This window comes from Brevundimonas sp. GW821-FHT10A07, from assembly GCF_059415785.1.
Genome location: NZ_JBWKNX010000010.1, coordinates 47,209 through 68,874 on the forward strand (window position 1 = coordinate 47,209; position 21,666 = coordinate 68,874).

The following is a 21,666-nucleotide window of genomic DNA, read 5'->3' on the forward strand; positions in this document are numbered from 1 at the left end:
TAATACCACCGATCGTCGAACCGGGCGCCGGTCTGCGGTGTAGCGAAAACCGTCCAACTGGACTATGTGGCGGGGATGAACTCCCCCATCGAGATTTCCTACGACGTCGTCGTCATCGGCGGTGGTCACGCCGGTTGTGAAGCCGCTGCCGCTTCAGCCCGTGCTGGCGCGCGGACTCTGTTGCTGACCCAGAAGCTGGAAACCATCGGCGAAATGTCGTGCAATCCCGCCATTGGCGGCCTGGGCAAGGGCCATCTGGTGCGTGAGATCGATGCGTTGGACGGGATCATGGGGCGTCTGGCGGACGTGTCAGGAATCCAGTTCCGCCTCCTGAACCGGTCCAAGGGCGCGGCCGTGCGCGGTCCCCGGAGCCAGATCGACCGCCGTCTGTACCGCGAAGCCATGCAGGCGGAGCTGGCCCGGACGCCGAACCTGAGCCTGATGGCGGGAACGGCAGAGGGTTTGATCCTGGACGGCGATCACGTGGTCGGCGTGACGACCGGGACCGGGGAGAGGGTGAGGGCAGGGGCTGTGGTCTTGACGACCGGCACCTTTCTGAACGGCGTCATCCACCGGGGCGACGAAAGGATTCCGGCAGGCCGTCACGGCGAGGATCCCTCGACCGGTTTGGCCGCTGATCTTCATGCGGCCGATCTGATGATGGGGCGGCTGAAGACCGGAACACCGGCGCGGCTGGACGGACGAACCATCGCCTGGGACCGGCTGGAGATGCAGCAGGCGGACGAAACGCCGTCCGCCTTTTCCTTCATGACGGACCGGATCGACGTGCCGCAGATCGCTTGCGGCGTTACCCATACGACCGAGGAAACTCATCGCATCATCGCCGAGAACCTGGGCGAGAGCGCGGTCTATGGCGGCAAGCTGTCGGGCCGTGGACCCCGCTATTGCCCGTCGATCGAGGACAAGGTCGTGCGGTTCGCCGACAAGACGAGCCATCAGATCTTCCTGGAACCAGAAGGTTTGGATGATCCCACCGTCTATCCCAACGGTATCTCGACTTCGGTGTCGGAACCGACCCAGTTGGCGTTCCTTCGGACCATCCCCGGCCTGGAGAGGGTCGAGGTGTTCCGCTACGGCTACGCCATCGAATACGACTATGTCGATCCACGCGAACTGAGCCCCGCCCTTGAGGTCAAGAAGCGGCCCGGTCTCTATCTGGCCGGCCAGATCAACGGCACCACGGGATATGAGGAGGCGGCGGCCCAGGGCTTGATGGCCGGCCTGAATGCGGCCCGCACGGCTGGGGGGGATGCGCCGGTGATCCTGGGCCGTGACCAGGCCTATATCGGTGTGATGATCGACGATCTGGTGACGCGGGGGGTGACGGAACCCTATCGGATGTTCACCAGCCGGGCCGAGTACAGGCTGACCCTGAGGGCGGACAACGCCGATCAGCGACTGACGCCGCTGGCAATTGCGCTTGGGATCGTCGGACCTGAGCGCCGGAAGCGTTTTGAGCTTAAGGCCCAAAAACTGTCCGAGGCCGGCATTGTTTCACGTGAAACCCTGTTCACGCCGAAGGAAGCCAACGCCATTGGAATTCCAGTCAACGCGGATGGCAGACGACGTTCCATGCGGGAACTGTTGGCGTTTCCTGATGTGACGCTGGATCATTTCGTCCAGACCCATCCGGTCGTCGCCTCCTGGGACGCCGAGGTGCGGGAGCAGGTGGAAATAGACGCCGGCTACGCCAACTACCTGGACCGGCAGTTGATCGACGCCGAGGCCTTGCGAACCGAGGAGGGCCTGCTTCTGCCCACCGATCTCGACTATGCCGCCATAGGCAGTCTTTCGAATGAAGTGAAGGAAAAGCTGGCGCGAGTGCAGCCCCGCACCCTCGGCCAGGCGGGTCGGATCGAGGGCATGACGCCTGGCGCTCTCACGGCCCTGCTGGCGCATGTGAAGAGGGCGCCCAAGACCTCGGTCCAGGGAGGGGTGGCGGCCTGATGCTGAATGCCGAAAAGACCCTCTTTCAGGGCAAGGCCGGCGCGACGTCGCAGCAGATGGCGGATCTGGAAGATTTCCGTATCCGGCTGAGCGAAGCCAATTCGGTGATGAACCTGGTCGGCCCGGACAGTCTCCCCGATTTCTGGAACCGCCACGCCTGGGACAGCGCCCAGCTGTTGACCCATGCGCCTGGGGCCCGCACCTGGGCTGATCTCGGCGCTGGGGCGGGGTTCCCGGGCGTGGTTCTGGCTATTCTGCTGAAGGACGCTCCGGACGCGCACGTCTGGCTAATCGATAGTCTCGGAAAACGGTGTCGGTTCTTGCAGGAGATCGTCGATGTCATGAATCTGCCGGCGACCGTGATCAACGGTCGGGCGGAGGAGCAGACGGTCAAATGCGATATCGTCACCGCCCGTGCCGTCGCCCCGATGGAGCGATTGCTGGGTTATGCACAGCCCTACTTCCAAAGGGGTGCACAAGGTCTGTTCCTGAAGGGGGAGAAGGCCGAATCCGAGTTGATTGAGGCGCGGAAATCCTGGCATCTCGACGCTGAACTGGCCCCGTCGCAAAGCGACCCGCGCGGCCGCATCGTGACAGTCCGGAGTGTTCGACGTGCCCGCCCCAAGCACTAACAAACTGCCTGCCCGCGTCCTCGCCGTATCCAACCAGAAGGGCGGCGTGGGCAAGACGACGACCGCCATCAACCTCGGCACCGCCCTGGCCGCCATCGGCAAGCGCGTGCTGATCGTGGACATGGACCCCCAAGGCAATGCCTCGACCGGTCTGGGTGTTCCACGTGAAACACGCCGCGTCACCATCTATGACGTGGTTGTCGATCAGCGCTCGGTCGATGACGCTGCCGTGCAGACGACAGTGCCCGGTCTGTGGATCGTGCCGGCCGACGCCGACATGTCCGGTGTCGAGATCGAATTGAGCCAGGCCGACCGTCGGTCCTATCGTTTGCGCGACGCCTTGCGGGCCCATGATCACGGCCCTACCGCGTATGACTATGTGTTGATCGACTGTCCGCCCTCTCTGAACCTGCTGACCCTGAACGCCATGGCGGCGGCCGATGCGGTCCTGGTGCCGCTTCAGTGCGAGTTCTTCGCTCTGGAAGGGCTCAGCCAGCTGATGCGGACCATCGACATGGTCAAGCAAAGCCTGAACCCCGCCCTTGAAATCCAGGGTCTGGTCCTGACCATGTATGATCGCCGCAGCGCCCTGTCGGGCCAGGTGGCCAATGACGTGCGGGCCCATTTCGGCGACAAGGTCTATGACAGCGTCATTCCCCGCAACGTCCGGGTGGCGGAGGCGCCGTCCTTCGGCAAGCCGGCCCTGATCTATGATCTGAAATGCGCGGGCAGCCAGGCCTATCTGCGTCTGGCCAAGGAAGTGGTGAAGCGCGAACGCCAGCGGCTGAAGCTGGCCGCCTGATCCCGACCGACCGGTCCACGAGTTTAAAAGAAGAAACGGAACAGTATCTTGGCTGAACGACAAAGAGGTCTTGGACGGGGTCTTTCGGCCCTGATGGGTGAGGCTGTCGAAGCGCCGACGGCGGCGGGCGCGACCCTGCCTTCGGGCGTTCAACGCGTGCCGATCGAGAGCCTGAAGCCCAATCCTGATCAACCGCGGAAGATCTTCACCCAGGAACATCTGGAAGAGCTGACGGCCTCGATCCGCGACAAGGGCGTGCTGCAACCCATTCTGGTCCGGTCGCAGCCCGGCGAGGACGGGGTCTGGCAGATCATCGCCGGTGAGCGCCGCTGGCGTGCGTCCCAGGCCGCTCGGCTGACCGAGGTGCCGATCGTCGTCCACGAGATGGACGACGTCGAGGTGTTCGAAGTCGCAATAATCGAAAACGTCCAGCGCGCCGACCTGAATCCGCTGGAAGAGGCCGACGCCTATCGGGTGCTGATGGAACGGTTCGGCCGCACCCAGGACCAGGTGGCGGGCATCGTCGGCAAGAGCCGCAGTCACATCGCCAACACCCTGCGGCTGCTGCAGTTGCCGGAGGAAGTGCTCTGGTACGTCCGAAACGGCAAGCTGACCGCCGGTCACGCCCGCGCCCTGATCACCGCGCCCCACGCCGCCGCCCTGGCTGAACAGGCCTACAATGAAGGGCTGAACGTGCGTCAGGTCGAGGCCCTGGCGCGGCGCGCGGCGGAAGGCCCCAAGCCGGTCAAGCACAAGCCGGCCGAGGGCGGGGAGGGGGCGGCCGATGTCGCCGCCCTGCAACAGGATCTGGCCGACGCTCTGGGCCTGAATGTCCAGCTGAACGACCGCAGCGGCAAGGGTGAACTGACGATCCGCTACGGCTCGCTGGAACAGTTGGACGACCTTTGTCGCCGGCTGATGCGCGCCTGAGACGCCAGACTCATCGCCGAGGACGTGCTAGGATCAATCCATGACCGACGAAACCGCCCCCTCCGCCGCCGACAAACTGAAACAGGCCCTGGCCGCCAAGAAGGCCAAGGCGGGTCATGGCTTTAACGCCCAGGTCGGCGCCAAGGCTGAGGAAAAGAGCGTCTCGGCGCGGAATGTCGCCATGGCCCAACCGGCCTTCCGAAAGGCTTCGAAGCGGGGCTGAGGCTTCGTTTCCTCCCGTTTCGTGGGAGGAGGAACATTAAAGACCGAGCCTGCGCGCGCGGCCGGCGATTTCCAGCAGCAGGCGTTCGGCGATCAATTGATCCGGCATTCCGGTCGTCTTGGTGGCGACGTCGGCGGTGTTGATACTGTCCAGCACCTCGTCCAGCGCCTCCAGCCGCCAGGCCCGGGCCTGGCGTAGCATCTCCGCCTCCTGCTTCCAGAAGACCCCAGCCGCCTTGGCCGCCTCCTTGGCCCCCGCTCCATTGGCCTGCAGGATATTGATCCGGCGCAGCCTTCCCAGGTGCAGGGCGGCGGACCGCACGGCCAGGACCGAGGATTCACCCTCGGCGAAGGCCCGTCTCAAACCCGATTGGGCCGGGCCGGGCCGGGCGCCGAAGGCCTGAAGCGCCGCATCGGACAGGGAGGCGTCGGGTTCGACGCCCAGATGCTGTTCCAGCTCTTCGACATCAATGGTCCGGCCCGAGCCGGGGCCGATGAACAGGGCCAGGCGCTCGATCTCCTGGCGCATCAGGCCCCGCTCGCGCGGCAGTCGGCCGACAAACCGATCCAGGGCGTCCGCCGTCAGCCCCACCTTGTCGGCGGCCAGGGCCTCGCGGGTCATGCGGGCGATGTCGCCGGTCTCGTCCTCGTAGCAGACGATGCCGACGGCCCCGGCCTCCTTCTCGGCGGTCTTGCGCAGAGCGGATTCGCGGCCCAGCTGGTCGGCCTCGACCACCAGCATGGCGTCGGGGTTATAGCCGCCCTCGGCATGGATCTTCACGGCGGCGGCGACCGCCTTGTCCACGCCGGGTTTCAGCGCCGACAGGCGGATACGCACCAGACGACGCCCGCCCATCAGGGACATGGCCGTCAGGGCCTCCTCCAGCTTGCTTTCGTCGCTGTCGATGTCGCTGTCGGTCAGGACCGTGACGTTGAACGGATCATTCAGGTCCGGCGTGATCGCGCGGCACAGGACCTCGGCCCGTTCGGCGACGCCCGACCGGTCCTTGCCGTGGATGACGGCCGCCCGGACAGCCGGATCGGGCGCCTTCAGAAAGCGATCGATCTCTGGGCGTTTGGCGAGGATCACCGGTTCGACAGCGCCTGCATGAGGTCCAGTCGGATCAGGCGGGCCAGTTCCGCCGCGGCGCGCTCCTCGCCGTCCTGCTGGGCGGCGATGGCGGCATAGGGCTGGTCGGCGGTCGCATAGGTGGTGGTGACGGTCTCCACGCCGGTGACGGGCGTTCCGCCTGCCGCCGGCGTCAGGGTCCAGGCGGCCTTGACCGTCAGTTCGTAGCGGGTGGCCGTATCGTCGATCCGACGGCCCAGCGAGCGGCGGCTCTGTTCGACCTGTGTCGTCAGGCGATACAGGGGCGTGGCCGACTGATCCCAGGCCAGGGCGTCTTCCAGCTGTTCGCGCAGACGATAGCCCAGACGGTCATCCTGAGTGGATACGGCGATCCGGCGCAGGGACGACCCCATGGCGGGCTCGGCGTAGATCGGGGTGAAGCCGCAGGCCGAGACCGCCAGGGACGCCCCCAGCACAGTCAGAGCCGCAAAGGCCGCCGCGCCCCGCATCAGCCGGCCACCAGATTGACGATCCGGTCCTTGACCACGACGATCTTCTTCACGCTCAGACCCTCCAGACGCGCCTGCACGGTCTCGTCGGCCAGAACCATGGCCTCGACCTCGGCGGGCTCCATGCCGCGCGGCACGCGGATTTCCGCGCGACGCTTGCCGTTGATCTGGATGGGCAGAACCACCTCGTCGTCGGCCGCCAGCGCAGCGTCCCACACAGGCCACGGCGCGTCCAGAACCATCCCGTCTTCACCCAGCCGCGTCCAGCATTCTTCGGCCAGGTGCGGGGTGAAGGGAGCGATCAATCGCGCCAGGGCCGACAGGGCCTGACGCTTGGCGTCGCCGCCGGCCTGGGCGCTGTCGCGGACGGTGGCGACGAAGGCGTACAGCTTGGCGATGGCCGAGTTGAAGCGGAAGCCCTCCACGCCCTCGGACACGGCCTTGATCGCCTTGTGCGTCTCGCGCAGCAGTTCGGCGTTGGCCTTGTCCTCGCCCGCGAAGGCCGCGTCATAGGCGTCAAACAGGGTCCAGGTCCGCTGCACGAACCGGCTGGCGCCCTCGACCCCGCCGGGGGTCCATTGCACGTCCCGCTCGGGCGGGCTGTCGGACAGGACGAACAGGCGACCGGCGTCCACGCCGTGGCTCTCCAGAATCTCCTGAGGCGCGACGACGTTCTTCTTGGACTTGGACATCTTCTCGATGTCGCCGATGATCAGGGTCTCGCCGGTCGACAGCTGGCGTGCGGACCGCACGCCATTGTCATTGCTCAGCTCGACATCCGTGGGCTCGACCCACTGGCCGGTCTGGCGACGATAGGTCTCGTGGACCACCATCCCCTGGGTGAACAGGCCCGCGAACGGCTCCTTCACCGACAGCATGCCGGCGTCGGACAGGGCGCGGGTGATGAAGCGGGCGTACAGCAGGTGCAGGACCGCGTGCTCGACCCCGCCGATATACTGGTCCACCGCCAGCCAGCGGTTCGCGGCCTCGGTGTTGATCGGCTCGGCCGCCGTCGGGTCGGTGAAACGGGCGAAATACCAGCTGGAGTCGACGAAGGTGTCGAGCGTATCGGTCTCGCGCGTCGCGTCCTGGCCGCAGGACGGGCATTTGACGTGTTTCCAGCTGGGGTGACGGTCCAGCGGATTGCCGGGCACGTCGAACGTCACGTCGTCAGGCAGGACCACCGGCAGCTGATCGGCCGGAACCTCCACCGGGCCGCAGGACGGGCAGTGGATGATCGGGATCGGGCAACCCCAATAGCGCTGGCGCGAAACGCCCCAGTCGCGCAGGCGATAGATGGTCGCGCCCTTGCCCGTGCCCGCCGCCTCGACGCGGCGGACCGCCTCGGCCTTGGCCGCCTCGATGTCCAGGCCGTCCAGGAAGTCGGAATGGAAGATGGCGCCGGGACCAGTATAGGCCTCGTCGCCCACAGCGAAGTCGTCGCCGGCGCCCTCGGGGCGGACCACCGGGATCACCGGCAGGCCGTATTTGCGGGCGAAGTCCAGGTCGCGCTGGTCATGGGCCGGGCAGGCGAAGATGGCGCCCGTGCCGTATTCCGACAGGATGAAGTTGGCGATCCAGACGGGGATTTCCGCCCCTGTAAAGGGATGGACGGCCTTCAGGCCCGTGTCCCAGCCGATCTTCTCGGCCTGGTCGATGTCGGCCTGGGACGTGCCGCCGGCACGGCATTTGGCGACGAAGTCAGCGACGGCCGTGTCGGCCTCCGCCAGGGCCTTGGCGATGGGATGGTCCGGCGCGATGCCCATGAAGGACGCGCCATACAGCGTGTCCGGGCGGGTGGTGTAGATTTCCAGACCGTCAGGCGAAGCCGCCGGCGCTTCGCCCGCCCATTTCCAGGTCATCTGCAGACCCTTGGACCGACCGATCCAGTTCTCCTGCATCAGCCGGACCTTCTCGGGCCAGCGGTCCAGGGTCTTCAGACCGTCGATCAGGTCGTCGGCATAGTCGGTGATGCGCAGGAACCACTGGTTCAGCTTGCGCTTTTCGACCACCGCGCCCGAACGCCAGCCGCGCCCGTCGATCACCTGCTCATTGGCCAGGACGGTGTTGTCGACCGGGTCCCAGTTGACCACCCCGTCCTTGCGATAGACCAGGCCGCGCCGATACAGCTCCAGGAACCAGGCCTGCTGCTTGCCGTAATATTCCGGGTCGCAGGTGGCGAACTCGCGCGACCAGTCCAGCGACAGGCCCAGCAGTTTCAGCTGGTCGCGCATCTGGGCGATATTGTCGTAGGTCCAGCCCTTGGGGTGGATGCCGCGTTCCATGGCCGCGTTCTCGGCCGGCATGCCGAAGGCGTCCCAGCCCATCGGGTGCAGAACATCATAGCCCTGGGCGCGCTTGGACCGCGCCACCACATCGCCCATCACATAGTTGCGGGCGTGGCCCATGTGGATGTTGCCCGACGGATAGGGGAACATCTCGAGCACATAGTATTTCGGCCGGCCGGTGTCCTTCGTCACGAAGGCGGAGGCCTCGGCCCAGCGGGCCTGTTGGCGGGGTTCGGCGGTCTTGGGTTCGTAACGGGCCACGGTCGTCCTGAAGTCAAAAGGGCGCTGCCGCCCTCCCGGCTCACTAGCCCGAAGGACGACAGCGCCCAAGAAGTAATGCGTCCCACAAACGCCTGAGCGCGTCGCGCTCAAGTAGCCCGAAGGGCGGTAGCGCCTAAAAAGGAACTAATGCGGGCCTTCAGTCCGCATTAGACAGGTTCAGTTGGCGCGCCTTGGTCAGAATGGCGTTTTCCAGGTCCGCCTCGGTTTGGGCGGCGACCGGAGCGGCGGTCCATTGACCGTCCGCGCCCTTCACTTCCTTGGTCACCGTGACGTTCAGCGCATCGGCGCGCAGACGGGTGTCCAGGATGAAGACGGTCGCCTTGAAGCGTTCGTTCGGCGTCTGGGGATTGGTGTACCAGTCGTAGTTGATCACGCCGCCCCAGGGATCAGCGGTCAGCAGCGGCATGAAGCTGAGGGTGTCGAGCGAGGCGCGCCACAGATAGCCGTTGACGCCGATGCCTTGCTGCACGTTCGTCTTGGGGGTCTTCTTGTCGCCGCCGACGAAGGGGATGCTCGAGCAGGCGCTCAGGGCGACGCCCGAGACCAGGGCGATGGCGACGCCGCGAACCAGGGCCTTGTTGAGGCTCATCAAGGAAGTCTCCGTAAACTCAGGGACGTGAAGGCCCTCGCCCACACGCGCGCAGGGCGCCGCGCGTAAGTTCGCGCCGCTGCGTGGCTCTATAACACGGGCAAAAGGGGCGATGACAAGGCGAAGTGCGGCCCCGCGGCGATACGAGTTGCGCCGTTCCGTGACAGGTCGCTGACAGCAACGCTCCATTTGGCTCAAATCCCGTGACGCTTGAGCCACATCGCACTGCAACAATGCAGCGGAACCCCGACATCAAGACCACGTTGCGTTGACCGGGCGGACCCCCGGTGTCTAATCGCGGCGTCCACGACCATATAAGGTCGGTTCAGGGTAGGACGTCTTCACTCGAGGGCGTTCAAAGGGTTCAGAATGCGTTTCGGCGATTTCTCGGCTGTGATTTTTGCGACGATGGCGCTCGCCGTCTCTGCGCCGGCGCTTGCCCAGAACGCTGCGCCGACGCGCGCGCCGAGCGTCACCCTGTCGGAAGCCCAGGCCGCCCAGCGCAATGCGCCGTCGCAACAGCGTCGCGGTCTGCGCCTGAACGACCAGGGTCGGTGGGGTCTGGATTTCAATCTGAACCAACCGGTCGGGCGCGAGACTGACTGGGGCGATGTCGAGGCGGGCGCCTATTACCGTCTGAACGATCGTCTGCGCGTCGGCGCCGCCGCCGCTGTAGCGTCGCGCGAAGCGGATCCGGCCCGGGCGCCTGAGACCAATGGCCGAACCCAGCCCCGTGTGCGGCTCGAGACCATCTTCAACTTCTGATTCGCGATCGACGCCCACGGCGCGGCTTCTGCGAAGCGTCGAGACGGGCTCAACTACGGAAGGCGGACTGTATCGCCTCCACCCCGGCCAGTCCGCAGGCCCCCGATCCCGTCAAGGACGCGACATTATCCGGTCCGATCCCGCCCAGGGCATAGACCGGCAGATCGACATCCTGAATCCATCGTCCGAATTCGGCGACGCCCATGGCGGGTTTTGCCGCCGAAGCGCCGCCGGCCGGAAATACCGGCGACAGAACCAGGGCGTCCAGACCTTCGGTCATGGGCCGGCCCCCATGCCAGGCGGCGGTCAGCAACCAATCGGGATGAGCCCGGCCAACCGATCGCGCCTGTCTCGCCTCGCGCTCGGGCAGATGCAGCCCGTCCGCTTCCAGCGTCTCCGCCAGGTCAGCGTCTCGCCCGACTAGCAGTTTCACCCCGGCGCCCCGCGTCGCCTCCCGCAACCGACGGCCCGTCTGGATGGCGTCGGCGGCCCCGAAGGCGCGATAGACCACCCCCGATCCGGCCGGCAGACGGGCCGCAGTCTCCCACGGGCGGGACGTGCGGTCCGGGTCGGTGAAGAACAGCAGCGGCGGCAAACGGGCGACGCTCGGGCTGACAGCGGCGGCGGCGCGGTTTAGAGCGGTCGCCGCATCCCAGAGCGCGCGCGCGTCGTCGCTGTAACCGGCCGGCAGGATCATGACCCCTTCTTCCCCCGCTTCGCCCCTCCCGTCCATCGCCGAAAGGGTCGCCGGCGTCCGCGCCCGGATCGACGCGGCCTGCCACGCCGCTGGACGAGATCCCGCCGCCGTGACCCTGACGGCCGTCTCCAAGACCCAGCCGGATGAGGCGATCGACGCCATCCTGGCGACGGGTCAGCGGGTGTTCGGCGAGAACCGGGTGCAGGAGGCGCAGGCGCGCTGGACCGAACGGCTGTCGGGTCTGGACGGATTGGAGCTACGGTTGATCGGCCCCCTGCAGACGAACAAGGCCGAGGACGCCGTCGTCCTGTTCGACGTGATCGAGACCCTGGACCGCGAGAAACTGGCCCGCGCCCTGGCCGAGGCGGCGCAGAAGCGCGGCCGATCGCCGCGCGTTCTGGTTCAGGTCAATACCGGCGCCGAGCCGCAAAAGGCCGGCGTCCTGCCCGAGGCCGCCGCCGCCCTGATCGAGACGGCGCGTCGGACCTACGGCCTGACGGTCGAGGGTCTGATGTGCATTCCCCCTGCGGATCAGGAGGCCGAACCGCATTTCGCCCTGCTGCGCGACATGGCCGAACGCAACGGCCTGTCGGTCCTGTCGATGGGGATGAGCGGCGACTATGAGGCCGCGATCCGCTGCGGCGCGACCCATGTCCGGGTGGGAACGGCGTTGTTTGGGGAACGAAATCGACCTTAAACCGCCTCTAGGCCGTAACCCGACGTGAATTCGCACCCCCAAGCCTTGGCGCGGGGGCCAAGCCTCGCCATTGTCTGAACATGCCCACGCCCAAGACCATATTGATCATCGACGACGACGACGACCTGCGCGAGGCCTTGGCCGAGCAGTTGAACCTCCACGAGGAGTTCAAGACCCAGCAGGCAGCGACCGCTACGGACGGCGTCCGCATGGGTCGCGAGATACGCGCCGACCTGATCCTGCTGGACGTCGATCTGCCGGACATGGATGGGCGCGAGGCCTGCCGCCTGTTGCGCAAGGACGGGGTCTCCACCCCGGTCATCATGCTGACGGCCCAGGCCGCCGACGCCGACGCCATCCTGGGCCTGGACGCGGGCGCCAACGACTATGTCACCAAGCCCTTCCGTTTCGCTGTCCTGCTGGCCCGCATCCGCGCCCATCTGCGCAGCCACGAACAGTCGGAAGACGCCGTCTTCTCCATCGGCCCCTATGAGTTCCGGCCCGCCGCCAAGGTCCTGATGGACGCCAAGGGCAAGAAGGTGCGGTTGACCGAAAAGGAAACCAACATTCTGAAATACCTCTACCGCGCCGGGGCCAAGCCCGTGTCGCGCGAGGAGCTGCTGACCGAGGTCTGGGGCTATAACGCCGGCGTCACCACCCACACGCTGGAAACCCACATCTATCGCCTGCGCCAGAAGATCGAGCCCGAACCCGGCCAGGCCCGGCTGCTGCTGACCGACGCGGGCGGCTATCGCCTTCAACCCTAGGCGTCCGCGCCTCGGCGGTCGATCGTGAAAATCGGCAGGAACAGGTGGACCAGCGGGCCGATGGTCACAGCGTAAAGCACCGTGCCCACGCCGACGGAGCCTCCCAGCAGCCAGCCCAGGGCGATGACGCTCAGCTCGATGGCGGTCCGGACCCATTTGACCGGCCAGCCCGTGCGGGCGACGATGCCGGTCATCAGGCCGTCGCGCGGGCCTGGCCCCAGGCCCGCGCCGATATAGGCCCCGCTGGCGACGCCGTTCAGCACGACGCCCGCGCCCAACAGGCCCGCCCGGACCGGTAGGCCCAGGTCAGACGGGATCCAGTCCAGACCGAAGTTCGCGACTGTGCCGATCACCAGAACATTGGCCACAGTCCCTACTCTAGGCCGCTGGCGCAGGGGAATCCACAACAGCAGCACGGCCATACCGATCAGATTGACCACCAGGCCGAAGCTGATTCCAGCCGGGCCGGCGAACCTCTCGAACACCCCCTGGTTCAGCACATCCCAGGGATCCAGCCCCAGATCGGCGCGAACGATCAGGGCGATGGACAGGCCGTAGAGGACGAGGCCAGCGAAGAGTTGGAGAAGGCGGCGGGTCATTTCGACGGTTTGCGCATAACTGGCCGCGCAAAAAAGGGCCAGTTATGGCATTCTGGCTTCATGTCCCCTCGCTCCATTGGCCTAGGCCCCCTTGTCCGCCATCTCGGCGTCTGGCGTTCGTCGGGGGCGGGAGCAGCCTACCGGCAGCTCGCCGCAGCGGTACGACTTCTGATCCTCGACGGGCGTCTGCCGCTGGCCGCCCGCCTGCCGGGCGAGCGCGAAGTGGCTCAGGCCCTGGGTTTGAGCCGTACGACCGTATCGGCCGCCTATGGACGACTCCGGGATGACGGGTTTTTGGTCGGCGGACAGGGGGAGGCGGCGCGCACCAGTCTCCCGGCCGGGCCCGCCCCTCGCCAGCCGCAGCCAGACGGGTCGCCAACGCCGGGGATGATCGATCTGACGGCCGCCGTCCTTCCCGCCGACCCCAATGTCCACGCCGCCTATGTGCGGGCGCTGGAGCGACTTCCCGCCAACCTGCCCGGCCATGGCTATGAGCCGGAGGGCCTCGAGGAACTCCGCGAGGCCGTGGCCCAGGGCTATCGACGACGGGGCCTGGCGACGTCGCCGGGTCAGATCCTGATCACCCACGGCGCCCACAACGGGCTGGTTCATCTGTTGCGCCTGACCGTTCGGCCCGGCGCCCCGGTGGTGTTTGATCACCCCACCTATCCTCAAGCGATCGACGCCATCCTGGCCGCTGGGGGGCGGCCGATGCCGGTCGCCTTGCCCGACGACGGCGACAGCTGGGACGTTGACAGTCTGGTCTCGGCCTGCCGCAGCAGCGGCGCGCCGATGGCCTATCTGGTGCTGGACCACAACAATCCGACCGGCCGGATGATGCGCGCCCCGGACCGCGCTCGGCTTATGGCCGGCCTGAAGGGCTCGGAGACCCTGCTGGTGCTGGACGAGACCCTGGTCGAGCTGACGCTCAGCGGCCCGCCGGCGCTCACCGCCTCGGCCGTGGACGCCCCGCGTGTGGTGCGGCTGGGCTCCATGTCGAAAAGCGTCTGGGGCGGTCTCCGCATCGGCTGGATCCGCGCCGACCGCGCCGTGATTCAGCGCCTGGCCCAGAGCCGCGCCAGCTTCGATCTCGGCGTGCCGATTCTGGAGCAGTTGGCGGCCGTGGAACTGTTGACCGACGGCGGCGCGTCCCTCGCGGCACGCCGGCCCCTGTTGCGCGCCCGGCGGGACCACCTTCGGGCGCAACTGGCGCAGCATCTGCCGGACTGGACCTGCCCCCGTCCTGCAGGGGGGCTGTCGCTCTGGGTGCGACTTCCTGCGCCGATCAGCTCCGCCCTGACGGCCCAGGCCGAGACCGAAGGGCTGAGGTTAGCGGCCGGGCCACGCTTCGGGATCGACGGCGCCTTCGAACAACGCCTGCGCCTGCCCTACACCCTGCCTGAGCGCGAACTGCAACAGGCTGTGGAACGACTGGCGCGCGGGGTTAAGGCTCTGAAGCGCAAGACCAGACCGACGGCCACGACCCACAGCCGCTCGGTCCCTGTCTATTGAAGCCGTCGCGGAAGGTTTGAGGGCGGCGGCTGAACGCCGCCGCCCTCTGTCAGGTCTGCCTCGGTTCTGACGTCCGCGCCTTAGAAGGTGGCGTTGACACTGACCTGGAAGACCCGACCGGTTTCCAGGTAACCGCCCTTGCGGTCGGGCGAGACATAGCGTTCACCCGCGCCGACGGTCGACCAACGGGTGGGTTCGTCAGTCAGATTGCGGACCGCCGCCCCGACTTCCAGACCCGGCGCCAGGGTCAGGGCCACGCCCAGGTTCAGCTCCTTGGACGGCTGGATGTAGATGTCCGGCTGGCTGTCCTGAACCGTGTCCAGACGCCGACCGGTGTGGTTGTACCAGAGGCTGGCGCGCACCGGCCCATGCTCATAACCGGCTTCCAGATTGTACATCAGCTCGGGCGCCTGGGGCAGGTCGCTCTCGCGCGTCACCGTCGAGGAAAGGCGGTATTCGGCGCGGGTCTGCTGATAGGTCAGGTTTCCGCCAAACGACACGCCTTCCAGCCAGCCATCAACCGGAAGCGCGTAATGGCCGCCCAGTTCGACGCCGGTGGCCGAGCCGCCCAAACCGTTGAACGGCTTGATCATGATCACCCCGTCGCTGGTCTCGTTCGTCCCATTCCGCAGGGCGGTCGGCACGACGATATTGTCCAGATCCTTGTGGTAGACGGCCAGCTGCAGATTGGCGCCGACGGCGTACCATTCCAGGCCCAGGTCATAGCTCCAGCCCTCGACCGGTTTCAGGTCCGGGTTCGGTTGGCTGATGCTGATGATGTCGTTGGTGACGGGATCGCGGCTGACGGTGGTGGGTCCCGCCAGCTGGCCGCCCGAGGGGCGGCTGTAGCTGGAGCGGGCCGCTGCGCGCACCACGAGGGCGTCATTGGGACGCCAGGCGGCGACGACGCTGGGATCGACATGGTCGTAATCCCGGTCAGCCGTGGCGAAGCGGGCGCCGTCCGCGTCCTTGACGAAGAAACGGGCTTCGAAGTGATTGTCCTCGTAGCGGACGCCGGGGGTGATCTCCAGTGCGCCGCCGGCCAGCTTCAGCGTGGCGACGGCAAAGGCGGCCGAGCGGTCTTCCTGGCTGTCCGACAGGCCTTGGTTCAGCTTTTCTTGAGAGACCGTGACCGTCGAGCCGTACAGATCCAGCTCATGCTCCACGAAGCGACGATCCACCAGTTTGACTGGGCGCACCGTGCCGTGCCCCATGAAGTCGGTGATCAGTTGGCCGGGCGTCGCGCCGATCGAGGGGCCGTCCACAGCGCCGGCCTGAAGGGAGGTGCGGAATTTGTAGCGGGTGTCGTCCGGCGTCAGGCTGCGGCCGTCCTGGTCCGCCGTTTCATAAAGTCCGCCGATCGAGGCGCTGGCGAGCAGGCCCGAGCCCGTCCAGGTCAGATCGCCCTTTACCGTCTTCTTGACCTCGGACAGATAGCTGTAGCCGCGTTGGACATAGATCTGGCTGGGGCGGTCCTGGCTGGCGACATAGGCGGTCGCTCCGGACGACAGGACCGGCATCGGCCAGCGGGCGTCAGACAGGTCGATCTTCAGCCCCTCGGACGAGACGCCGGTATTGCCGGGCGCGCCATTGTAGGCGACGCCGCGCCAGGCGGCTTCGATCGAGTTAGGCGAGTCCAGTCGACCGTCGGCGTAGGCGGCTTCCAGTGAGGCGGTGAAGCCGCCGAACCTCAGCTTGCCGCCCGTCTGGACCGACAGCAGTTCCTGCTCGACGTCCTCCACACGGAAATAATTGGCCGGGTTGATGCCGTAGGGCGTGTAGTCGCCGGCGGCGTTGTAGTTGGCGCCCCCCGGATTGGAAGCGGCATTGGGATTGGTCTGACCCGACGTCCGCTCGCTGCGCAGCCCCGTCTGATTCATCGTATTGGTGTTGGTGTAGGTCGCATAATTGACCCGCGCGAACAGGTCCAAGGGCTGGGTGCGATAGTCCAGAGCCGCCGTTGCGCCATAGCGTTCGACGGTGGAGTTGAAGAAGTTCCACTGCAGACCGTCCGCCGATAAGGCGTTTTCATTGTCGCGCGCCGAACCGACATTGCCCTTTGAGGTCTTGTAGTCGTTCTGAACCGCGACGCTCTCGGCGGCGCTGCTCTTTTGCTCGTAATAGGCTGCGGCATAGACGCCCAAGCGGCCGTCGGCGAACCGACGCGACATATCCAGGCCGATCGCGCCGCCCAGGCCGTCTTGGCCGCGATCCTCGGCCAGTTCGGCCATCTGTCCCACCGCGCGCAACCGCAGCATCTGGTCGCCGAAGTCGAAGGCGGAGGGGGTGACCAGATTAACGATGCCGGCGATGGCGTCGGCGTCGAACGCCGCGTTCGGCGTCTTGTCGATTCCGATCGCCTGGATCGCGAACGGGCTGAAGAGGTTCAGCGAAATGGAACGACCACCCGCCGTCTGGGGCAGACGCAGGCCGTCCAGCGTATAGGCGTTGAAACTGGTGTCGAAGCCGCGGATGGCGACGTACTGGGCCTCGCCCGTCGCCGACTGGTTCCGACCCTGGTCCTGGCTGACCGAGACGCCGGGCAGCCGCTTGGCCAAGTCGGCGATATTGGTCTGGGGGTTCAGGCTGATGTCGCCGACGGCGACGGAGTCAACGACGCCGACAGCGGCCCTTTCCTGTTCAAGCACCGTCTGGGCGCGTCGGGCGCCGGTCACCACGATGTCCTGAAGCGTCGTGCCTTCGGACTTGTCTTGCGTCGATGCAGTGGAGCTGGATTGGGCCAGCGCCGAACCTGCGCTCAGGGCGATGAGGCTGGTGGCGGCGCACAGCAGGGCGCGCCGGGCGAGCGAACCGGAATAGGTCATAGATCATCCAATGAAAAGCGCCGTCCCCCTCGGGCGGCGCGGTCCATTTAGGGCGGCTCCATGACCGCCAAATACCGATCGTGTTTCAATAAGGTAAAGCTTGTAAGATGCTTGAGATGGTCTGCCCCGAGCGGCCGCCGTCCGTCATCTCCGTCCTCGCGGCGTTCAGACGTCCAGATCGACCGTGACCGGGGCGTGATCCGACGGGCGGTCCCATTCGCGGACGTCGTCGTGGATTCGGGCGGTGTCCTTGACCACGGCTGGGGTGAGGCCCGGCGAGGTCCAGATGTGGTCCAGGCGGAGGCCGCGATTGGACTTGCGGAAGTCGGCGGCGCGATAGCTCCACCAGCTGGCCAGATTTTGCGGCTCCGGGAATCGGTCCCGCAGCACGTCGGCGAAGCCGCCTGTGGCCTGGAGCCGGTTCAGGGTCTCGACCTCGATCGGCGTGTGGCTGACGATCTTGGACATGTAGCGATGGTTGAAGACGTCGCCCTCGCCCGGGGCGATGTTGAAGTCGCCGGCCATGACCAGGGGGCGCGACTTGTCCTGCTTGGCGACGATGGCGGTCAGCTGTTCGTAAAAGTCCATCTTGTGATCGAACTTGGGGTTCAGGGTCCGATCAGGGACGTCCCCGCCGGCGGGGATATAGAAGTTCTGAACATCGAGCCCGGCGACCTGGGCGGATACGCAGCGCGCATGGCCCAGTTTGCAGACCTGGAAGGTGTCGCTGTCCTCCAGCGGCAGGCGCGAGGCGATGGCCACCCCGTGCCAGCCCTTCTGGCCGGCCACGCGCAGGTGGGGCATTCCCATGTCCTCAAAGGCGGCGCGCGGAAATTGATCGGTCGTGCACTTGATCTCCTGCAACAGCAGGACGTCGGGCGCGCGTTCGGCGACGAACCGGGCGACCTGATCAATGCGCAGGCGGACGGAGTTGATGTTCCAGGTGGCGAGGCGAAGGGTCATGCCCCGCCATAGCAGGCCTCGGCGCATAAAAAAGGCCCGGCCGCTACGGGCCGGGCTTATAAAAGGTGATCGTCTCTCTCGCCGCCGGGAGGGGGATGCATCCGAGGCGGTAGAACGGCCGCCGCCGCTCTGTGCTTCTAATGTCACGGCAAAAAGAAAAGGTCAAATTGTCATATTTGATGTTTGGCTGTGATTATCCGGCAACGGACGGATAGTGTTGATCCTTGAAGCCAGACTCAGTTGCGGCCGGGGCGACGGGTCGGATCCCGGAGCTGAAACAGGCTGGAAGCCAGGTTCGAGGCCGGCTGAAGCGCTGTCAGCTGGGTGCGGGTGCGGGAGCCCTGTGCGTCCGTAATGGTCCATTCATGCAGCCGCATCGGATCGCCGGCGAAGGCCAGAACGACCGCGCCGTCGTTGGGACGACCGGAATCGCGCGCGGTGATCGCGAAGGCGCCGGAGCTCATCCGCGTGACACGGTCGATGCGGACGCCCTGGTCCAGACGGACATTGCGCGCCAGGAAGGTGGACAGAGGCGTGCGGCCCAGAGGCACCTGCTGGAAATTGTTGAGGCGCGGGTCATAGCGTTTGACGTTGTAGCCGTCCGACACCACCAGAAGGCCGGCCGGACTGGTGTATTCGAACCTCATCTTGCCCGGACGCTGCAGATAGAAACGGCCTTCACGACGTTGACCGCCCGGACCCGTCTCGACGAAGGTCCCCTGGGCCGAGGTCAGGGCCTGCAGATAGGCTTGAGCCTGCTGCACCACGGCGCGGTCGTCGGCGGACAGGTTGGACTGGGCCTGGGCCGTATCGAAGACGCCAAGCGCTGCAAGGCCGGTCAGGAGGCCTGCGCCCATTAGCAGCCGACGGCGCTGGAAATCGGCGGGGGCGAGGGCGAGGGTCTTGGCGTGGGCGGTCATGAAGTCTGTCTCCCGTTCGGGACGGTTGTCGATCCTGCCATCTTGCCCGGTCGGCTTGGCGTCGGAATGACGCGAGCCTGACCATATTCCGGCGCTCCGATGAAGTCCTGTTCATCGAAATGCTGAAGCTTGCGACGGCAGCGGGAGGGGTAAACGGGCCTGGACGCCGCCTGTTCCGAAGCGGCGTCACGCCATCGGCGGCGGGCCGGCCAGGACGTCGCGCTTGCCCGCGTGGTTGGCCGGGCTGACCACGCCTTCCTGCTCCATCCGCTCGATCAGCGAGGCGGCGCGGTTGTAGCCGATCTGCAGCCGGCGCTGGACGTAGCTGGTCGAGGCCTTGCGGTCCCGCGTCACCACGGCCACGGCGCGGTCATACAGGTCATCGCCGGAGCCGCCGCCCCCTTCATCCATCGCCCCGTCTGCATCGCCGTCCGGTTCGTCGGTGATCAGGTCCAGATAGTCGGGCTCGGCCTGGGCCTTCAGGTGTTTGCAGACGTCCTCGACTTCCTTGTCGTCGACGAAGGGGCCGTGCAGGCGGGTGATGCGGCCGCCGCCGGCCATATAGAGCATGTCGCCCTGGCCCAGCAGTTGTTCGCCGCCCTGTTCGCCCAGGATGGTGCGGCTGTCGATCTTGGAGGTGACCTGGAAGCTGATCCGGGTCGGGAAGTTGGCCTTGATGGTGCCGGTGATGACGTCGACCGAGGGCCGCTGCGTCGCCATGATGAGGTGGATGCCGGCGGCGCGCGCCATCTGGGCCAGACGCTGGACCGCGCCCTCGACGTCCTTGCCGGCGACCAGCATCAGGTCGGCCATCTCGTCCATGACCACGACGAGGAAGGGCAGGGGCTCGGGCCGGATCTTCTCGGATTCATAGACCGGGCGGCCCTGATCGTCGAAGCCGGTCTGGACCGTGCGCTCGAAATGCTCGCCCTTCGTTTGGGCTTCGCGGGCGCGCTCGTTGTAGGAGGCGATGTTGCGCACGCCCAGTTTGGACATGCGGCGATACCGGTCCTCCATCTCGCGCACCGTCCATTTCAGGGCCACGACGGCCTTCTTCGGATCGGTGACGACCGGCGCCAGCAGGTGCGGGATGCCGTCATAGACCGACAGCTCCAGCATCTTGGGGTCGATCATGATGAAGCGGCATTCGGCCGGGCTGTGGCGATACAGGATCGACAGGATCATGGCGTTGACCCCGACCGACTTGCCCGAGCCGGTGGTGCCGGCGATCAGCAGGTGGGGCATGCGGGCCAGGTCGGCGACATAGGGTTCGCCGCCGATGGTCTCGCCCAGGGCCAGGGGCAGCAGGTGGCCCTTCTTGTCGTATTCGGCGCTGGACAGCAGGTCGCGCAGATAGACGGTCTCGCGCTTGGCGTTGGGCAGTTCTATGCCGATGGCGTTGCGGCCCTGGACCACCGAGATGCGGCAGGCGCGCGCGGACATGGAGCGGGCGATATCGTCGGCCAGGGCCACGACGCGGCCATGCTTCACGCCGGGAGCGGGGACCAATTCGTAGAGTGTGACGACAGGGCCGGGTCGAATCTGGTCGATCACGCCGCGCACGCCGAACTCCTGCAGCACGCCTTCCAGCATCTTGGCGTTCTGATTCAGCGAGTGCTCGTCCACCGAGGCGACGCGCTGGGCCGGCTTGGTCAGTATGCCCAGCGGCGGCAGGTCGAAGGCGCCTTCTGGTCGAACGAAGTCGAAGGCTTGCTGGTCTGTGTCGTCCTTGCGGGCCTTGGGCGCCTTGGGCGCAGCGACGCGGGGCTCGATCGGCCGGGCGGCCGAGGGGCGGGGCGCCGCCTGAGCCGGTTCGTCTTCCCACGGGGGCAGGTCGTCATAGGCGGTCTGGGGGGCGTCGGCCGAACCGGACTCCGTCGCGACCTCGTCGAGGCTTGCGGCTGCGCGAGGTTCGGCTTTGGGCTTGGCCGCGGCGCGGGGGCGGGGCGTCTTGACCGCAGGGGCGGGGGGGGCGGGCGGACGACGCAGCGACCGGCCCCAGTGCAGGGCGTCTACAAAATCCATGGCTCGCAGGCCGATTGCGAAACCGGTCAGCCACAGGCCGCCGATCAGGAAGACCAGACCGGCGATGATCCGTCCGCCGGGAATGCGCAGGGCGCCTATGCCCTGGGCCGTCAGGCCGGTGAAGCCGTCGCCCCACAGACCGCCCAGTCCGGCGGCCAGGGGCCAGGCGGCGGGCGCGGCCAGGGCGGCGAGGGCGCCGGACAGCAGCAGCACCCCGCCCGTCGCGGCCAGAGCCTTCAACGGCGTCGGCTTCAACCGCTGCTGGATGGCGTCGCCGACCGCACGGGCCAGACCAAAGGCGACCAGCAGCAGGGCGGCGGGCCAGGCGGCCAGACCCAGCGACTGCATGAAAAGATCGGCGAACAAAGCGCCATTGGCGCCCAGCCAGTTGGTGGTCGGCAGGCTGGAAGCCGCGTTCAGGCTGGCGTCCGCCGGGTTCCACGAGATCAGGGCGACCAGAAGCAGGGTCGCCAGCAGGGCCTGAAGCATGCCCCGAAAGCGCACCACGAAGGGCGCGCCCCACAGGATGCGGGCGCTGATCCAGGCCTGACGGCCGACGGCGAGGGCGGTGGACATGAAAGGCGTGACCTTCCGGGCGGCTGACG

General features: G+C 66.7%; 19 protein-coding genes. 9 read left to right on the top strand and 10 right to left on the bottom strand.

Going from position 1 to position 21,666, the window contains the following annotated elements; genetic code table 11:
- Positions 1-75: 75 nt before the first annotated feature.
- Genes mnmG through AC07NC_RS10010 form a run of 5 tightly spaced genes read left to right on the top strand, consistent with a single transcriptional unit; the run spans position 76 to position 4,555 of the window.
- Entirely contained in the window at positions 76-1,968 is a 1,893-nt protein-coding gene (gene mnmG / locus AC07NC_RS09990) for a tRNA uridine-5-carboxymethylaminomethyl(34) synthesis enzyme MnmG (protein ID WP_494569437.1), read from the top strand.
- The gene (rsmG, locus tag AC07NC_RS09995; RefSeq protein WP_494569438.1) at positions 1,968-2,600 is read left to right on the top strand and encodes a 16S rRNA (guanine(527)-N(7))-methyltransferase RsmG; all 633 of its coding nucleotides are present in this window, start codon (positions 1,968-1,970) and stop codon (positions 2,598-2,600) included. The genes mnmG and rsmG overlap by 1 nt, the downstream gene beginning before the upstream one ends.
- 4 nt (positions 2,601-2,604) lie before the next feature.
- A complete protein-coding gene (locus tag AC07NC_RS10000) occupies positions 2,605-3,402 on the top strand; it encodes a ParA family protein (RefSeq protein ID WP_035308345.1) in 798 nt (265 codons plus the stop codon).
- Between the two features lie 48 nt (positions 3,403-3,450).
- The gene (locus AC07NC_RS10005) at positions 3,451-4,332 is read left to right on the top strand and encodes a ParB/RepB/Spo0J family partition protein (RefSeq protein WP_494569439.1); all 882 of its coding nucleotides are present in this window, start codon (positions 3,451-3,453) and stop codon (positions 4,330-4,332) included.
- 40 nt (positions 4,333-4,372) lie between these two features.
- Positions 4,373-4,555, top strand: coding sequence for a hypothetical protein (locus tag AC07NC_RS10010; protein WP_035308321.1), 183 nt, complete (start codon positions 4,373-4,375; stop codon positions 4,553-4,555).
- A 36-nt stretch (positions 4,556-4,591) separates the two neighbouring features.
- Here the strand turns inward: AC07NC_RS10010 and holA are convergent, their stop codons facing one another.
- The 4 genes from holA to AC07NC_RS10030 form a co-directional block, all read right to left on the bottom strand.
- Positions 4,592-5,644: a DNA polymerase III subunit delta gene (holA, locus tag AC07NC_RS10015; protein ID WP_008260001.1), complete on the bottom strand. Its 1,053-nt coding sequence runs from the start codon at positions 5,642-5,644 to the stop codon at positions 4,592-4,594.
- Positions 5,641-6,132 carry an LPS assembly lipoprotein LptE gene (gene lptE / locus AC07NC_RS10020; RefSeq protein ID WP_035308316.1) on the bottom strand — a complete coding sequence of 164 codons (492 nt, stop codon included), beginning with the start codon at positions 6,130-6,132 and terminating at the stop codon, positions 5,641-5,643. The genes holA and lptE overlap by 4 nt, the downstream gene beginning before the upstream one ends.
- Positions 6,132-8,681 carry a leucine--tRNA ligase gene (leuS, locus tag AC07NC_RS10025; RefSeq protein WP_494569440.1) on the bottom strand — a complete coding sequence of 850 codons (2,550 nt, stop codon included), beginning with the start codon at positions 8,679-8,681 and terminating at the stop codon, positions 6,132-6,134. The genes lptE and leuS overlap by 1 nt, the downstream gene beginning before the upstream one ends.
- 157 nt (positions 8,682-8,838) lie before the next feature.
- Positions 8,839-9,291 carry a DUF3576 domain-containing protein gene (locus AC07NC_RS10030; protein ID WP_494569441.1) on the bottom strand — a complete coding sequence of 151 codons (453 nt, stop codon included), beginning with the start codon at positions 9,289-9,291 and terminating at the stop codon, positions 8,839-8,841.
- Between the two features lie 369 nt (positions 9,292-9,660).
- Here AC07NC_RS10030 and AC07NC_RS10035 point away from each other — a divergent pair, with 369 nt between their 5' ends.
- On the top strand, positions 9,661-10,056 hold the full coding sequence (locus tag AC07NC_RS10035) for an NtrZ family periplasmic regulatory protein (protein WP_492072099.1): 396 nt from the start codon (positions 9,661-9,663) through the stop codon (positions 10,054-10,056).
- 49 nt (positions 10,057-10,105) lie between these two features.
- On the opposite strand, the gene AC07NC_RS10040 is transcribed toward AC07NC_RS10035, so the two are convergent.
- On the bottom strand, positions 10,106-10,753 hold the full coding sequence (locus tag AC07NC_RS10040; RefSeq protein WP_494569442.1) for a thiamine phosphate synthase: 648 nt from the start codon (positions 10,751-10,753) through the stop codon (positions 10,106-10,108).
- Here AC07NC_RS10040 and AC07NC_RS10045 point away from each other — a divergent pair.
- Both AC07NC_RS10045 and AC07NC_RS10050 read left to right on the top strand, forming a co-directional pair.
- Positions 10,752-11,450 carry a YggS family pyridoxal phosphate-dependent enzyme gene (locus AC07NC_RS10045; protein WP_494569443.1) on the top strand — a complete coding sequence of 233 codons (699 nt, stop codon included), beginning with the start codon at positions 10,752-10,754 and terminating at the stop codon, positions 11,448-11,450. The two genes, AC07NC_RS10040 and AC07NC_RS10045, sit on opposite strands and share 2 nt — an antisense overlap.
- 80 nt (positions 11,451-11,530) lie before the next feature.
- Positions 11,531-12,217, top strand: coding sequence for a response regulator transcription factor (locus tag AC07NC_RS10050; RefSeq protein WP_008263939.1), 687 nt, complete (start codon positions 11,531-11,533; stop codon positions 12,215-12,217).
- Here AC07NC_RS10050 and yczE read toward each other — a convergent pair.
- Complete coding sequence (gene yczE, locus AC07NC_RS10055; protein ID WP_494569444.1) at positions 12,214-12,816, bottom strand: membrane protein YczE; 603 nt, start codon at positions 12,814-12,816, stop codon at positions 12,214-12,216. The two genes, AC07NC_RS10050 and yczE, sit on opposite strands and share 4 nt — an antisense overlap.
- Positions 12,817-12,876: 60 nt before the next feature.
- On the opposite strand from yczE, the gene yczR reads away from it, so the two are divergent.
- Positions 12,877-14,328 (top strand): MocR-like transcription factor YczR, encoded by a 1,452-nt coding sequence (yczR, locus tag AC07NC_RS10060; protein ID WP_494569445.1) that lies wholly within the window; start codon positions 12,877-12,879, stop codon positions 14,326-14,328.
- Between the two features lie 80 nt (positions 14,329-14,408).
- Here yczR and AC07NC_RS10065 read toward each other — a convergent pair whose 3' ends face one another.
- The 4 genes from AC07NC_RS10065 to AC07NC_RS10080 all read right to left on the bottom strand — a co-directional run bounded on the left by AC07NC_RS10065 (position 14,409) and on the right by AC07NC_RS10080 (position 21,637).
- Complete coding sequence (locus AC07NC_RS10065) at positions 14,409-17,153, bottom strand: TonB-dependent receptor (RefSeq protein WP_494569446.1); 2,745 nt, start codon at positions 17,151-17,153, stop codon at positions 14,409-14,411.
- A 165-nt stretch (positions 17,154-17,318) separates the two neighbouring features.
- A complete protein-coding gene (locus AC07NC_RS10070) occupies positions 17,319-18,116 on the bottom strand; it encodes an exodeoxyribonuclease III (protein ID WP_494569447.1) in 798 nt (265 codons plus the stop codon).
- A 236-nt stretch (positions 18,117-18,352) separates the two neighbouring features.
- Positions 18,353-19,036: a LolA family protein gene (locus tag AC07NC_RS10075; protein ID WP_494569448.1), complete on the bottom strand. Its 684-nt coding sequence runs from the start codon at positions 19,034-19,036 to the stop codon at positions 18,353-18,355.
- Between the two features lie 186 nt (positions 19,037-19,222).
- Complete coding sequence (locus tag AC07NC_RS10080; RefSeq protein WP_494569449.1) at positions 19,223-21,637, bottom strand: FtsK/SpoIIIE family DNA translocase; 2,415 nt, start codon at positions 21,635-21,637, stop codon at positions 19,223-19,225.
- Between the last annotated feature and the right edge of the window lie 29 nt (positions 21,638-21,666).

What these genes read in the sequence shown, in the direction of transcription:
- mnmG (WP_494569437.1), top strand. Translation starts at nt 76, where the DNA reads ATGAACTCCCCCATCGAGATTTCCTACGACGTCGTCGTCATCGGCGGT.
- rsmG (WP_494569438.1), top strand. Translation starts at nt 1,968, where the DNA reads ATGCTGAATGCCGAAAAGACCCTCTTTCAGGGCAAGGCCGGCGCGACG.
- AC07NC_RS10010 (WP_035308321.1), top strand. Translation starts at nt 4,373, where the DNA reads ATGACCGACGAAACCGCCCCCTCCGCCGCCGACAAACTGAAACAGGCC.
- lptE (WP_035308316.1), bottom strand. Translation starts at nt 6,132, where the DNA reads ATGCGGGGCGCGGCGGCCTTTGCGGCTCTGACTGTGCTGGGGGCGTCC.
- AC07NC_RS10030 (WP_494569441.1), bottom strand. Translation starts at nt 9,291, where the DNA reads ATGAGCCTCAACAAGGCCCTGGTTCGCGGCGTCGCCATCGCCCTGGTC.
- AC07NC_RS10035 (WP_492072099.1), top strand. Translation starts at nt 9,661, where the DNA reads ATGCGTTTCGGCGATTTCTCGGCTGTGATTTTTGCGACGATGGCGCTC.
- AC07NC_RS10045 (WP_494569443.1), top strand. Translation starts at nt 10,752, where the DNA reads ATGACCCCTTCTTCCCCCGCTTCGCCCCTCCCGTCCATCGCCGAAAGG.
- AC07NC_RS10040 (WP_494569442.1), bottom strand. Translation starts at nt 10,753, where the DNA reads ATGATCCTGCCGGCCGGTTACAGCGACGACGCGCGCGCGCTCTGGGAT.
- AC07NC_RS10050 (WP_008263939.1), top strand. Translation starts at nt 11,531, where the DNA reads ATGCCCACGCCCAAGACCATATTGATCATCGACGACGACGACGACCTG.
- yczE (WP_494569444.1), bottom strand. Translation starts at nt 12,816, where the DNA reads ATGACCCGCCGCCTTCTCCAACTCTTCGCTGGCCTCGTCCTCTACGGC.
- yczR (WP_494569445.1), top strand. Translation starts at nt 12,877, where the DNA reads ATGTCCCCTCGCTCCATTGGCCTAGGCCCCCTTGTCCGCCATCTCGGC.
- AC07NC_RS10065 (WP_494569446.1), bottom strand. Translation starts at nt 17,153, where the DNA reads ATGACCTATTCCGGTTCGCTCGCCCGGCGCGCCCTGCTGTGCGCCGCC.
- AC07NC_RS10070 (WP_494569447.1), bottom strand. Translation starts at nt 18,116, where the DNA reads ATGACCCTTCGCCTCGCCACCTGGAACATCAACTCCGTCCGCCTGCGC.
- AC07NC_RS10075 (WP_494569448.1), bottom strand. Translation starts at nt 19,036, where the DNA reads ATGACCGCCCACGCCAAGACCCTCGCCCTCGCCCCCGCCGATTTCCAG.
- AC07NC_RS10080 (WP_494569449.1), bottom strand. Translation starts at nt 21,637, where the DNA reads ATGTCCACCGCCCTCGCCGTCGGCCGTCAGGCCTGGATCAGCGCCCGC.